The sequence below is a fragment of the uncultured Clostridium sp. genome, from assembly GCF_947072515.1.
Taxonomy (GTDB): Bacteria; Bacillota; Clostridia; order Clostridiales; family Clostridiaceae; genus Clostridium.
Genome location: NZ_CAMTIG010000012.1, coordinates 1 through 13,208, shown reverse-complemented (window position 1 = coordinate 13,208; position 13,208 = coordinate 1). Strand labels below are relative to the sequence as shown.

Here is a 13,208-nt window from a genome sequence, read left to right as displayed (position 1 = left end):
TTTTTTGTAGGTGCTATAATCTATTTAAATAAAATAAAGAGTAATTAAGTAAAAATATTACTAAAAAAAGAGGAGTTGAATAGTAAATGGAAAGGATTCAAAAAGTTTTGAATGAAACTATAACTAAAGAAGCAATATACCATAGTCCTCAAAGTAATTATGCATATGGGTATGATAAAGATACATTACATTTAAGAGTAAGAACTAAAAAAAATGATATAGAAAAAGCAAGTTTGAGAATAGGAGATCCATATATTTGGGATGAAGGTGGATGTGATGGTGGAAATTTAAATGCATCAGGTGGACATTGGAGTGGTGTAACTATAGAAATGAAAAAAGAGGTTCAAACAGAATACTTTGATTATTGGTTAGCAGAATTTAAACCACCTAAAAAAAGATCAAGATATGCCTTTATTTTAGAAGGTAAAAATGAAAAAATTTTATTTACAGAAAAAAGAATATTAGAGTTAAATGGAGAAAATGATGAAGAGAAATTAAGTAGAATAAGTGATTTTTATTGTTTTCCATATTTAAATAATATTGATGTGCCTAAGGTTCCACAATGGGTAAGAGAAACAATATGGTATCAAATATTTCCAGATAGATTTAATAATGGAGATAAAAGTATAGATCCAACATATGTGATGCCATGGGGAACAGAACCTACAGGGAAAAATTTTATGGGTGGAGATTTAAGAGGTATAATAGAGAAACTTGATTATTTTGTTGATTTAGGAATAAATGGACTATACTTATGTCCAATATTTAATGCTACTCAAAATCATAGATATGACACAATTGATTACATGGAGATTGATCCAAGGCTTGGAACAAAAGAAGATTTTAAAGAGTTAGTAGAGGAAGCACACAAGCGTGGAATAAAAATTATGTTAGATGCTGTTTTTAATCACTTAGGATATTATTCTAAAGAGTGGCAAGATGTAATTAAAAATGGAGAAAAGTCTAAGTATAAAGATTGGTTCCATATAAATAAATTTCCTGTAACGGACAAGCCTTTAGAAGAGTTAGATGGAAGAAATCTAAATTACGAAACTTTTGGAAGAACGGCGTTAATGCCAAAGCTTAATACAGAAAATGAAGATGTAATAAAACATCTTTTAGAGGTTGCTGAATATTGGAGTGGAGAAATGAACATTGATGCGTGGAGATTAGATGTAAGCAATGAAGTTGATCATGCTTTTTGGAGAAAGTTTAGGGAAAAAGTTTTAAAAGTAAATCCTGATACCTATATACTAGGAGAAGTTTGGCACAATGCATTACCATGGCTTATGGGAGACCAGTTTGATTCAGTAATGAATTATCCATTAGGAGATGCTATAAGAGATTATTTTATTACAAATATTATGGATGGAGAAAGCTTTAAATATATGGTTAATGATATATCAGTAAGCTATCCAATGCAGATAATGGAAGTCATATTTAATCTTTTAGATAGTCATGATACTCCTAGAATTTTAAGTTTAGCAAAGGGAAATAAGAAAAAAGTAAAATTAGCTTTAGCATTTATGTTTACACAACTTGGAACCCCATGTATATATTATGGAACAGAAATAAGCATGAGAGGAAATCAAGGTGCAGGACAAGAACATCATAGAAGATGTATGGTGTGGGATGAGGAAAATAGAGATGAAAAAATGTATAAGTTTATGCAAAAACTTATACAAATAAGAAAGAAATATAAAAGTTTAAATACTATAAAAATAGATTGGATTAAAGGCGAAAAAGATAGTAATATCTTAATTTATAAGAAAGAAGATATTACTATTATAATAAATAATTCAGAGGAAGAAAAAAATGAAGAATTACCAAAGTATCTACAAAATAAGAGAGTTACAGATTTATTAGAAGAAAAAGAAATAAATTTAGAAGAGTATATAGAATTAAAACCATATGATATAAAGATAATTCCTTAAATAAATTTTTATTAATAATGATGAGAGGGCTAGTAAGAGATTACTAACCCTCTTTTTGTACATTAATCACTATCAAAAATTAAAATATGTCCAAATATTAAGAAAAAAATGACATAAAAGTAAAAATAAGATACTATAATAACTATATTATTAAACAAATAGCTTAAAAACAAAGTAATTATTAAATAAGAACTAAATAAAATACTAAAATCGAAACGAAATAGACTATTTGTTTTAAAAGTGATAATTGAAAAGGGGGAGAATTTATGGAGAATAAAGAACAATGGGGGTCAAAGGTTGGGTTTATTTTAGCAGCAGTAGGATCAGCAGTAGGATTAGGAAACATATGGAGATTTCCTTATGTAGCTTATGAAAATGGTGGTGGTGCATTTTTAATACCATACTTTTTTGCAATATTTACTGCGGGAATACCATTACTTATTTTAGAATATTCTATGGGGCATAAATATAGAGGGACTACACCTTTAGCAGTAGCTAGGGCAAAGAAAAAATGGGAGTGGATAGGATGGTGGCCAACCATAACATCTGCATTTATAGTTGCTTATTATAGTGTAATTATAAGTTGGGCAATAAATTATTTTGTACTTAGTATAAAAGGTGGATGGGGAAATGATTCAAATGCTTTTTTTCATAATGAATTTCTTAAGCTAAGTTCATCACCTTTTGATATTGGTGGAGTTGTTTGGTATGTACTTTTAGGAGTTGCAGTAATATGGGGGATAAATTGGTTTGTTTGTTTTAGAGGTGTTAAAAAGGGAATAGAAAAAGTAAATAAAATATTATTGCCAACTTTAGTGATAATAATGATAATTATTGCAATAAGAGCAGTTACATTAGAAGGGGCAGCAAAAGGGCTAAATACTTTATTGACTCCAGATTGGGATATGGTGTTAAAACCAAAGGTTTGGATAGCAGCCTATGGACAAGTGTTTTATTCATTAAGTTTAGCAAGTGGAATAATGATGACATATGCAAGTTATTTACCTAAAAAAACAGATATAAATAATAGTGCATTTGTGACAGCATTTGCAAACTGTGGATTTGAATTTTTATCTGCAATAGCAGTATTTGCAATATTAGGATATATGGCAACAGCACAAGGTGTTGGGATTTCAGAGGTTGTATCTAGTGGAGTAGGATTGGCTTTTGTGGCATTTCCACAAATATTTAGTGCAATGGGGCCAATAGGAAGTTTTTTAGGTCCATTATTTTTCCTATGTTTAATTTTTGCAGGAATAACATCATCAGTTTCATTAACAGAGGCAGTATCAGCACCATTTAAAGAAAAGTTTGGATGGAAAAGAAAAAAAGTAGTTTCTATAATGTGTATTACTGGATTTATTATGAGTTCTTTATTTGCAACCAATGCTGGATTATATATTTTAGATATAATGGATGCATTTATAAATAATTATGGAATAGTAGTAGTTGGACTATTAGAAGTAGTATTTATAGGTTGGATAGTAAAACCAAAAGAGCTAAGAGAGCATTCTAATAAAATGTCTTATATTAAAATAGGTAGTTGGTGGGATATTGCAGTTAAATTTATAACACCGGGAATTTTAATATATATGATACTACAAAATATATTAATGGAAATTAAAGTTCCTTATGGAGGCTATGAAATACTTAATCTTTTAGTATATGGTTGGAGTGTTATAGGAGCAGGTATAGTAGTGGCATTATTGTTATCTAAAAAGCCATGGAAAACAGTGAAAATTGAAAACTATAATGAAAACTTAAATATAGAGGAATTAGCAATAGAGAAAGATAGAGAAGAGAATAATAAAGAATTTATAGGGAGGAAAACAAAATGACAGAAACATCAATTATATTTTTCCTAATAGGAGCAGGAGTTTTATGGGGTGGATTTGGAGTTTCATTAAAAATATTGTTAAAGAATGAAAAGGAAGAAGTAGTAAGAGAAAAAGATAGAAAAGTAGCATAGATAGTAAAATAAAATAAATAGGAAAGATAAAGCTAAGATTATTATTAAAATACTCTTAGCTTTAAATTTCAAAAGCTATAGTTTAGTGGAATTAAAATGTTTACAAAAAAATATGTAAAACTATGTATGGAGATGTTATTATAGAATAGACAAGATAAATTATGTTTTAAAAATAATAGGATAAATATGTTTAAGACATAAAATAATATAAATATTTATAACTAAGGAGATAAAACCATGAAGATAGGAATTTTAACAAGTGGTGGAGATGCACCGGGAATGAATGCTGTTATTAGAGCTGTAGTAAAGGTTTCTAGCAAATATGGAATAGAATGTTTTGGAATTAAGAGAGGATATACAGGACTTCTAAATGATGAAATTAAAAAAATATCAGAAGAAGATGTAGATTATATCTCTGAAATGGGGGGAACTATTTTAAAGACATCTAGATGTCCAGAATTTACAACAGTAGAAGGAAGACAAATAGGACTTGAAAATCTTGAAAAGCATGGTATTGATGCTGTTATCGTAATTGGTGGGGATGGATCATTTCAAGGAGCAAACAAGTTACATGAAATGGGAGTTAAAGTTGTAGGAATTCCAGGTACTATAGACAATGATTTAGAATATACAGATTATTGTATAGGTTTTGATACAACGTTAAATACTGTACTAGATTGCATAAGAAAAATTAAAGATACAGATGCATCTCATGAAAAAGCAACTATAGTTGAAGTAATGGGAAGATACTGTGGAGATTTAGCACTTTATTCAGCAATAGCTGGAGGTGGAGATATAATCTCAACGCCAGAAAGAAAATTAAGTTTAGAAGAAATGGCATTAAAACTTAAAAGAAATATGGATAAAGGTAAAAAAGATAGTATTATAATCATTACTGAAAGAATGTATGATATTGAAAAAGTTCAATGTTATTTAGAAGAAAGATTAAATACTGGAGTGAGAAATACTGTTCTTGGATTTATACAAAGAGGTGGTAATCCATCATCTTTAGATAGAATGCTTGCTGGAAAAATGGGACTGCATGCAGTACAACTTTTAAAAGAAGGAATTTCAGGTAAGGCAGTTGGCATAAGAGATAATCAAATGATAAGTGTTGATATAAATGATGTTAATATAAAAAGAGGAAATAAAGAAGACCAATATGACCTTATGGAATTATTATTATAGAAGATAAAAAAGCTTAGCCTTTTGAAAATAAAGGCTAAGCTTTTTTGTTATAAATATTTTAATAAGGGTTAAAAATTTACTTTACCTAAATATAAGAACTAAAACAATTGGATTAATTTTAATTTAAAGTTAATATATAGTATATAGACTATCTTTAAACAAAAGAATAAAACAATTGTATAGGGGGAAAAAATGTTTAAAACAAAAATTAAAAAAGTGATAATATCACTGATAATGAATCCAATACTATTAATTATTTATTGGATTTTCTTTTATGCTTTAGCTTCACTTTGCCAATATGGAAGATATAACAATAATATTTATATCTTAGTTGGAGCTTTAATAGGGATTTTATTAATAACTATTTTTACAATAATTAGAATGAAAAAAAGAGAAAAAGATGAGTTAAAGAAAAAAGAAAAATTAAATGTATGGAAGTATATTTCCATTGTAATTATTATATTAATAACAGCGTTTTATGGATTTAATATTTATAAAAGTGGGATAAAATATAATGGTAAACTTTCTTGGGTAATAGAAAGAATGGTGAATCATAAATCTGTAAAATTTGAAAATAATAATATTTATAAAGATGGTGTACAAGGTATTTTTAAAGATATAAATAAGAAAATTGCGTTACCAAGTAAATTATTTATATCTACTAATTTTACGTTAAATTATAATGCTGATGGAACAATAACATCTTTTGATACCTTTGTTTATGGAAAAAATAGAAATGGGAAAGAACAATCCTATTTGATAAGTTATGATTCAAAAAAGTCTAAAGATATTACAGTAATATTAAATGGATATGCAAATCCAACTTATAATGAGGATAAACTTTTAGAACCATTAATAGAAACAGTTAGTGCCATACCTTTTGATAAAGTAGAGTATAAATTTAATACTGAAAATTATGGACTAGTCTATTATGGGAAAAGAGATTGGGGAAATAACACAACAGGGATGGTTTTTATTACAAGGGGAACAAAAGAAGAAAATTTAGAGGCAGTACAAACACCTATAATAGGTTATACAGTATCAATATTTGTACCAGGAGAAGAAGAAGATATTAATCCAATGCGATTTAATTTAATTAATAATAAAGAATGGAGTAAATCCAAAACACCTCCTACAAATAGTGTGAATAATGCTCAAAATAATAATGAAGACAATACAAATAATGCAGAGAATTCAAAAGAACAATCATATAGGACAAAAGAAATTGGATATAGATTAGATGTTACAGCTGCAGCCTTAGGAAGTAGATCATATTCTTTAAGTAAAACTACAGATAGTGGAAAGAGTTGGAGTATTATAAATGAAAATCCTTTTGGAGATATGCTTGGAGTAGCAAATGGGGTAAAGTTTATAAATGAACAAATAGGATTTATAGGCTTATCTAAAAATGGTGGAACAAATGCATATTTATATAGAACAGATGATGGTGGAAAAACTTTTAAACAAGTAAATTATCCAACGCATAAAATTGTTCAAGATGGAAAAGAAGTAAGTGAATTTGACTTTCCAAACATGCCCTATGAAAAAGATGGAGTATTAGAAATGATTGTAGGTCAAGGTTCAGATGGAGATTATCTTGACGGTGGAACAGGATTATATGAATCCAAAAATCAAGGCCAGACATGGAGCTATGTAAAAGAAGTTAAGGATAATAATGAATCTAACTAATTTAAAAATAATAAAAATTAGTATATAAAAAAAATTAGTATATAAAAAAAAGAAGTTCTCTAATTTCAATAATTAAAGAGCTTCTTTTTATTTAAAATATTAATATATAAGGCGTATTTTATTTAAAATATATAAGAATATTTACAAAGAACAAAGCTTTAAATTCCTTTATCCTTTGTAAATATAAATTTAGCTTAATCACTATAATTAACAAGTTCATTTAATATAGTAATAATAAACATTAATTTCTATTTTCCGGCTTTGGGATATGCAGGGTTGGCATCATCAAATTCATAATGACTGATATGGCCATCTTGCATCCATTTGCGTAGACGATCTATTTCTTCTGCATGGTCTGGATCTAGTAATTGAGGAAATTGTCCTCTAATAGTATTGTCATAGTTTGCCATATTAATATCTTTTGGTTTTACATCTTGAACAAAATCATATGCACGACCAAAAATAATATTATTAAGGTTCCATTCATCACCAGAAACAAAACTAATTTTTAGCTTACCGTTAGGTACTCCTTTTGAAGCACATGCAGATTCTACTGAATCTTTAGTAATACTAGTAACTACATTAGAATGAATCTTATAAACCTTATGAATAGAGGTAATATACATAGTTAAACTATTATTTTCTTCGTTAATAACGATTTGTGATAACTTCTCATCAAGGTTAGAAATTTGAGATTCAAATAATTTTTGATAAGATTCATCTGGAACACGTTGTACAAATCGTTGACTATTTATTTTTGAGACTTCTTCCATGCAACTATACCTCCGTTATCTATTAGTATTTAATCTTTCCGTCAATAGTAAGAGATTTATATCCCATTTTATCTAGCCATTCTGGCATAGTAAGAGTTTCCATTATTTCCATATCTCTATCTAGAGTTAGGATAGATCCACCAGGGATAGAATCTACTGGTAATGAAACATAAGGTGCAACTGTAATAGCATTACCGATTTGACCAGGTTTCATCATTACATGAGCAAAACCAATCCAAGATTCTTTAAATGATGTATTAGCATCTTCACCACATTCAGCAATAGATTTTGCAATTGCTTTACGACGAGTATCTAAAAATTCAATAAGTTCATCTTCGTTAGGAGTTTCCCAAACACCAGCATCTTCAATAAACATACTAGAGTCTTTAGATGGATCTTTAGCAAATGAAATTGCAATAGCAGACCAAACTCCGTAACCTTGACCAGGTTTCATATCAGCATCATTTTTTGGTCTTTCTGCAGTAACACCTTTGTTAGCACAAACAATAAATGATCCTGGAGCTGGATAATGACGACGGTCATTACTTGTACCAAAATATTCAACAAGAGCATCTTGTAAAGGCTTTGCATCAAAAATTGGTAAATCACTACCATCCCATTGTTTAACAGTAAAAAGTGGTTTAGCAGAATCAACTTCTGGATTTCTTAACATATCATAACCAATAACATGTCCTTGTGGTCCAGTAAAACTTGAAGCAGTTGTCATATTGATTTGTCCAATATAAGCATTTTTTGTTTCAGCACGGTCATATGAAACTATACCATCTAAAACATCGTCATCAGTTTTATCTCTAACACCAGCATCAACTTTTAAACCAGTAACATAACCATTACCAAGATTTCCAGGTTCCATATATCCACGTGTCCATTGTTTATATGGGCTAATAGCTATACGGTCAACTCCTAATTTGTTTAATTTAATATCTAATTCAGTCATATCAAATACCTCCATTAATTTTAATAATATACATTAAGAAGGCGCCATCTATTTCTTACGGTTACAGTGTACTCCTCTAATATTTTTTATGCAAACGGTTTGGGGGTGGAATAAATGATACAATAAAGAAAAAAGTGGGAAAACTTTAACACTTTAAACAGTGTTAGTGAAATTTCACTGTTAAATGTTATCTTAAAATTAGAAAGCTTTGAAAATTATCTAAAAATGATTTTATTTTTTAATAATTAATCAAAAAATATATAGATATAATAAGAATGTGTGATTTAAATAAGAAAAAAAGGCTCAATAGAAAAAAATGGATTTCTATTAAGCCTTTTATTATGTATGTAAATACTATACTTTTTTTCTTGAAAAGGTATAGTATTTACAGTATTAATAATAGAATTTTATCCTGCAATCAGAACATAAACTCCATAAAGTGCAACTAATACAATTACAATTGCAAATATAGCTTCGCCTTTACTAAATAATTTCTTACCATGTTGTTTTCTAGCTAGCATATAAAGTGGAATACCAACTGCATAGAAAATAAATGAAATAAGTGTATATTTAATTTGGGCTGAATATGCCATAAATATAATATATACAAATGCAAGAATACCAATAATCAGTGCTGTATTTTTACTATGTTTTTTACTTGTAGCAAAATCATTATTCTCTTTCTGTCTACTAATCTTAATTAAATACATAGCAGAGAATAGATAAGGTGGAATTGTCATAACACCAACAATAGTTAAAAGCATTTGATATGCACTGCTATCAAAATGAGCAATTAAAATAACAACTTCAATTACAATAGTTGCTACGATAATTGAGAATGCAGGAACTCCTTTTTTAGAGATTTTTGCAAAAGCTCTAGGGAATGATCCTTCATCTGCAGCAGCACGTTGTGGTAGTTCGGCTAACATTTGAATCCATGAAATCCAGCTTGAAAAAACTGCAAATAATAATGCAACAGTTATAACATCACGACCCAGAGTACTATGCCATAAATTTGTTAAAATATAAGCAGTTGATGGTGAAGTCATATTAGCTAATTCACCGTATGAATATACTCCAAGTGAAAGCATACCTACAGCAGCAAACATAACTAAACAAACTATAAATCCGATAATTGTTGCTTTAGATACTTGTCTTACATCCTTTGCTTTACCAGACATAACAACAGCACCTTCAATACCTCCAAATAGCCATAATGTGACCATCATAGTATTCATTACCTGATGCATAATACTGCCCATAGGTTTATCCTGTAAGGCGGGAATAGCCCTAGATGCAGCGGCATTAGCAGTAAAAGTGTGTATATTAAAATGCATTACAACAGTTGCTAAAAATACAAAGACAACTGCAAGCATAAAAGCTGTAGCTACTTTTTGTATTCCGCTTGAAATTTGCACACCTTGTAGAACTAATGCGGTAATTAGCCAAGTAATTATGGAAGCCCCAATAACTGAAGCCCAGTTATTACCTCCGGTGAAAACACCAGGGAAAAAATAATCTAATGTACTCATAACTAAAACTGCATATGCAGCATTAGCAGCACATTCACAAATAAAGTAAGCCCATGCAGTAAAGAAACCACTAAATGGTCCAAAACCAACTTCGGCATATTTATATAATCCTGCGGTTAAATCAGATTTAACATCACTAAGTATTACAAACATTTCAGCAATAAACCAAATACCAATACCAGTAATAATCCAAGAAATAAGTTGAGCAGTAACCCCAGCTTCCACAGACATGTTTTTAGGTAAATCAAAGACACCTGATCCAACCATGGCACTAATACAAAGCGCAATAAGACCAAATAGTCCAAGTTTGCCAGCTTTTGCTTTTTCTTCGTCCATATTAAATCTTCCTCTCAATATAATTTTGTAAGAATTAAGATGACTGCCTTTGATTAATATTCTATACCTTGATTTTGAGCAAGTCCACATTGAATTCATTTACATAAATTAATAAAGGGTTACTTATATTTTTAGATTTTAATGAAATTTATAAAAAAACAGAATAAAACATAGTAATTAGAAAGAAACTGATGATTAATATAGAAAAAATAGAATTAATAACCAAATATATAAATATGAGCCTGGAGAAAGCAAATATATTACTTTTAATCAAAGAAAAATATTTACAATTTATTTAAAAAAATAAAGAAATTTAATAAATTTCTTTATAAAAAAAACTCTACTTTAAGTTCTAGCATTTTAAAGTAGAGTTTTGAATTTATTATTTAATTTAAACTTCTTAAACTGTTAATTCAGGATTGTGTGGTTTTATTTTTCCGATTCCAATTATTAAACAAGCTATAACTAAAGCTCCAATTGAAAGTGGGAATAATAATGAACCATGATCGTTTGTTATTAAGTATCCACCTACAAGGTTACCAATAATTTGAGGGATACATAAGAATACGTTGTTTATTCCCATATATTCACCAAGTTTTTCTTTTGGTGCAACAACTGGTATTAATGCATAGAATACAACGTTCATTATAGCGAATCCGATACCATAAACTATTGTGAATCCCCATAATCCAGTTAACGAATGAACTGTCCATCCTAAGAAGAATGAAGCTCCAAATATAATACATCCGATTAAGAAGATTATTTGTTTATTAAATCTATCACACCACATACCTATAAATATTGAAAGGATTAATCCAATTATAGTAAATCCACATAAAGCAAAACTGATTTCAGTACTTGTGAAGTGATTTACTTTTGTATAATAAGGAATCCAGAATGGCATTATTAAACCATATCCAATATAGAAGAAGAATGCAGTCATAAATACTTTCATTGCACTTCCATTTTTTAGTACGTCTAAACTAAGTTTAGCAGGTTTATTAAACTTAGTAGTATCTTCTTTAACTGTAAAAGTAGCTAGAAGAATTGGAGCAATAACAACTATTGCAACGATTAGGAAAGGTAATGGTTTTGAGATGTTAAATAATAAAACACCTGTAAAGAAAACAATAACTCCTCCTAATGAGAAGAATAATTTTCCAAGACCAGTAACTAGTCCTATTTGATTATCTTCAACTGCTTCTGGCATCCAAGAATAGTATGCACCTTGATAAAAGTTAAGTGCTGCGTAAACTATAAATGCTAGAATAAACATAACGATATAGCTGCTTGAGAAACCAAGTAAGAATAGAGCAACGGCTCCGATTATTCCACCGATTAAAACCCAAGGTTTTCTTTTCCCTAACTTCATGTTTGTTCTATCACTTATAACTCCAGCTAAGTAAGGGAATATAATTCCAGTAACTGGCGCCATAGTAACTAATATTGAAAGTTTAAATGCTGATGAAGTAGCACCCTTAACAAGTAAAGGAACTAATGTGCTATTCATGTTCCAAGCAAGACCTAAGCCAATACTTGGTAGTGCTATAAGAAAAGGTATTAAAGCACTTTTTTTCTTAGTATTACTCATAATAAATTTCCTCCATTAATGTATAAAAATAAATCGATTACAGATGTAGCGTGATACACAAAATTACTATTGTAATGGTTTTTATGAAAGTGTATCAATACACTACCTTGTACAGTATATAACAAATGAAAATGCTTTCACATGGAAAGTTATCATATTTAATTAAAAGTTCACTAAGTTTAAAGAAAATACTTAAAATAAATTAAAAAAAATTAAAAATTACATAAAAAATATTAAAAAAATGTGTAAAATGTGCTAAAATGTTAATATAAGAAGTATAAAAAAAACAATATGTAAAGAAAAAACTAAAATTTACTATAAATAGAAAAAAGTTTAAAAAATAGCTTATTTTCTAAGTTTAAGGGGAAACTGGAAATTCAAAGTTAGGGGGCAAAAAATGATTATTAATAATGAGCAATTCAAAAGGGCATACCAATCAGCAGGAGTTGGATTTATTTGTAAATACATCGCATATTTTTTAGAAAATAAAAAACGATTAGAAGATAGAGAAGAAAAAAGAAAAATAATAGAAGAGATATATGAAGAAAGTAATGATAAGTATATAACAGCAACAAGAACGAGAGTTAATGCTCTATTAAAAATAATACAGGCTAATAGAGTTAAAGAAAGTTTAGAAGTAGTTATTAATTCAAAACAAACTAGACAGAGATATCCAAAGGATATATTACGAGTAGAAAGATTGTTAGAAACTTTAGAATAAAATATTATTGGAGTTGTTAGATTGCAACTCCTTTTTAATAAAAGAAAATCTTTATCCTATATTTATAAGTAGCAAAACAAGGAAAATTTTCATATTTTGAATATGAGAAAAATAAAAGGAGCTTAAAAATGGATAAAGAAAAAGGAAATAAAAATAAAATAATAACTCTTCCCAAAATAGATGTTAAAACAGAGCCAAAGAAGATAGTAAAACAAGCAGGAAAAGGATTATCAAAAATGGGTAAACCAATTTTATATTCTTCTATGGGAATGGTTGGAGTAGCTAGTGGATTAACAGCTGGGGTGAGTACTGCTATATGTATAGCAACAACTTTAGGAGTAGTTAGTATTATTTCGGGCATTGAAATTGTTTTAGAACATAATAAATGCAAAAACATTAATAAGATAAAAAAATAATGTGTATTAATGAAGAAATTATTTAAAAAGCTCCTAACACTAGGAGCTTTCAGCTTGTAGACAAAGGACTTTTTCAAAATTGAAAAAGTCCTTTATTTTAT

11 protein-coding genes are annotated in these 13,208 nt (G+C 28.7%); 7 read left to right on the top strand and 4 right to left on the bottom strand.

What is annotated here, in order from left to right:
- Nucleotides 1–86: 86 nt before the first annotated feature.
- The 5 genes from Q0W06_RS06400 to Q0W06_RS06380 all read left to right on the top strand — a co-directional run bounded on the left by Q0W06_RS06400 (nucleotide 87) and on the right by Q0W06_RS06380 (nucleotide 6,780).
- Nucleotides 87–1,934: a glycoside hydrolase family 13 protein gene (locus Q0W06_RS06400; protein WP_297632967.1), complete on the top strand. Its 1,848-nt coding sequence runs from the start codon at nucleotides 87–89 to the stop codon at nucleotides 1,932–1,934.
- Between the two features lie 266 nt (nucleotides 1,935–2,200).
- Nucleotides 2,201–3,772, top strand: coding sequence for a sodium-dependent transporter (locus Q0W06_RS06395; RefSeq protein ID WP_297632964.1), 1,572 nt, complete (start codon nucleotides 2,201–2,203; stop codon nucleotides 3,770–3,772).
- Complete coding sequence (locus Q0W06_RS06390) at nucleotides 3,769–3,903, top strand: MetS family NSS transporter small subunit (RefSeq protein WP_297632962.1); 135 nt, start codon at nucleotides 3,769–3,771, stop codon at nucleotides 3,901–3,903. The genes Q0W06_RS06395 and Q0W06_RS06390 overlap by 4 nt, the downstream gene beginning before the upstream one ends.
- Before the next feature lie 237 nt (nucleotides 3,904–4,140).
- Nucleotides 4,141–5,091 (top strand): 6-phosphofructokinase, encoded by a 951-nt coding sequence (gene pfkA / locus Q0W06_RS06385; RefSeq protein ID WP_297632959.1) that lies wholly within the window; start codon nucleotides 4,141–4,143, stop codon nucleotides 5,089–5,091.
- Nucleotides 5,092–5,283: 192 nt separating this feature from the next.
- Complete coding sequence (locus Q0W06_RS06380; RefSeq protein WP_297632956.1) at nucleotides 5,284–6,780, top strand: hypothetical protein; 1,497 nt, start codon at nucleotides 5,284–5,286, stop codon at nucleotides 6,778–6,780.
- 248 nt (nucleotides 6,781–7,028) lie between these two features.
- On the opposite strand, the gene hdcB is transcribed toward Q0W06_RS06380, so the two are convergent.
- From hdcB to Q0W06_RS06360, 4 genes are all read right to left on the bottom strand, one after another.
- Entirely contained in the window at nucleotides 7,029–7,553 is a 525-nt protein-coding gene (gene hdcB, locus Q0W06_RS06375; RefSeq protein ID WP_297632954.1) for a histidine decarboxylase maturation protein HdcB, read from the bottom strand.
- 22 nt (nucleotides 7,554–7,575) lie between these two features.
- A complete protein-coding gene (gene hdcA, locus Q0W06_RS06370; protein ID WP_297632951.1) occupies nucleotides 7,576–8,511 on the bottom strand; it encodes a histidine decarboxylase, pyruvoyl type in 936 nt (311 codons plus the stop codon).
- Between the two features lie 407 nt (nucleotides 8,512–8,918).
- Entirely contained in the window at nucleotides 8,919–10,379 is a 1,461-nt protein-coding gene (hdcC, locus tag Q0W06_RS06365; RefSeq protein WP_297632948.1) for a histidine-histamine antiporter, read from the bottom strand.
- Between the two features lie 400 nt (nucleotides 10,380–10,779).
- Complete coding sequence (locus Q0W06_RS06360; protein ID WP_297632945.1) at nucleotides 10,780–11,970, bottom strand: MFS transporter; 1,191 nt, start codon at nucleotides 11,968–11,970, stop codon at nucleotides 10,780–10,782.
- 397 nt (nucleotides 11,971–12,367) lie between these two features.
- Here Q0W06_RS06360 and Q0W06_RS06355 point away from each other — a divergent pair, with 397 nt between their 5' ends.
- Complete coding sequence (locus tag Q0W06_RS06355; protein WP_297632943.1) at nucleotides 12,368–12,691, top strand: hypothetical protein; 324 nt, start codon at nucleotides 12,368–12,370, stop codon at nucleotides 12,689–12,691.
- A 128-nt stretch (nucleotides 12,692–12,819) separates the two neighbouring features.
- Nucleotides 12,820–13,107, top strand: a complete 288-nt coding sequence (locus tag Q0W06_RS06350; RefSeq protein ID WP_297632940.1) for a hypothetical protein — start codon at nucleotides 12,820–12,822, stop codon at nucleotides 13,105–13,107.
- The last annotated feature ends 101 nt before the right edge of the window (nucleotides 13,108–13,208 follow it).

What these genes read in the sequence shown, in the direction of transcription:
- Q0W06_RS06400 (WP_297632967.1), top strand. Translation starts at nt 87, where the DNA reads ATGGAAAGGATTCAAAAAGTTTTGAATGAAACTATAACTAAAGAAGCA.
- Q0W06_RS06395 (WP_297632964.1), top strand. Translation starts at nt 2,201, where the DNA reads ATGGAGAATAAAGAACAATGGGGGTCAAAGGTTGGGTTTATTTTAGCA.
- Q0W06_RS06390 (WP_297632962.1), top strand. Translation starts at nt 3,769, where the DNA reads ATGACAGAAACATCAATTATATTTTTCCTAATAGGAGCAGGAGTTTTA.
- pfkA (WP_297632959.1), top strand. Translation starts at nt 4,141, where the DNA reads ATGAAGATAGGAATTTTAACAAGTGGTGGAGATGCACCGGGAATGAAT.
- Q0W06_RS06380 (WP_297632956.1), top strand. Translation starts at nt 5,284, where the DNA reads ATGTTTAAAACAAAAATTAAAAAAGTGATAATATCACTGATAATGAAT.
- hdcB (WP_297632954.1), bottom strand. Translation starts at nt 7,553, where the DNA reads ATGGAAGAAGTCTCAAAAATAAATAGTCAACGATTTGTACAACGTGTT.
- hdcA (WP_297632951.1), bottom strand. Translation starts at nt 8,511, where the DNA reads ATGACTGAATTAGATATTAAATTAAACAAATTAGGAGTTGACCGTATA.
- hdcC (WP_297632948.1), bottom strand. Translation starts at nt 10,379, where the DNA reads ATGGACGAAGAAAAAGCAAAAGCTGGCAAACTTGGACTATTTGGTCTT.
- Q0W06_RS06360 (WP_297632945.1), bottom strand. Translation starts at nt 11,970, where the DNA reads ATGAGTAATACTAAGAAAAAAAGTGCTTTAATACCTTTTCTTATAGCA.
- Q0W06_RS06355 (WP_297632943.1), top strand. Translation starts at nt 12,368, where the DNA reads ATGATTATTAATAATGAGCAATTCAAAAGGGCATACCAATCAGCAGGA.
- Q0W06_RS06350 (WP_297632940.1), top strand. Translation starts at nt 12,820, where the DNA reads ATGGATAAAGAAAAAGGAAATAAAAATAAAATAATAACTCTTCCCAAA.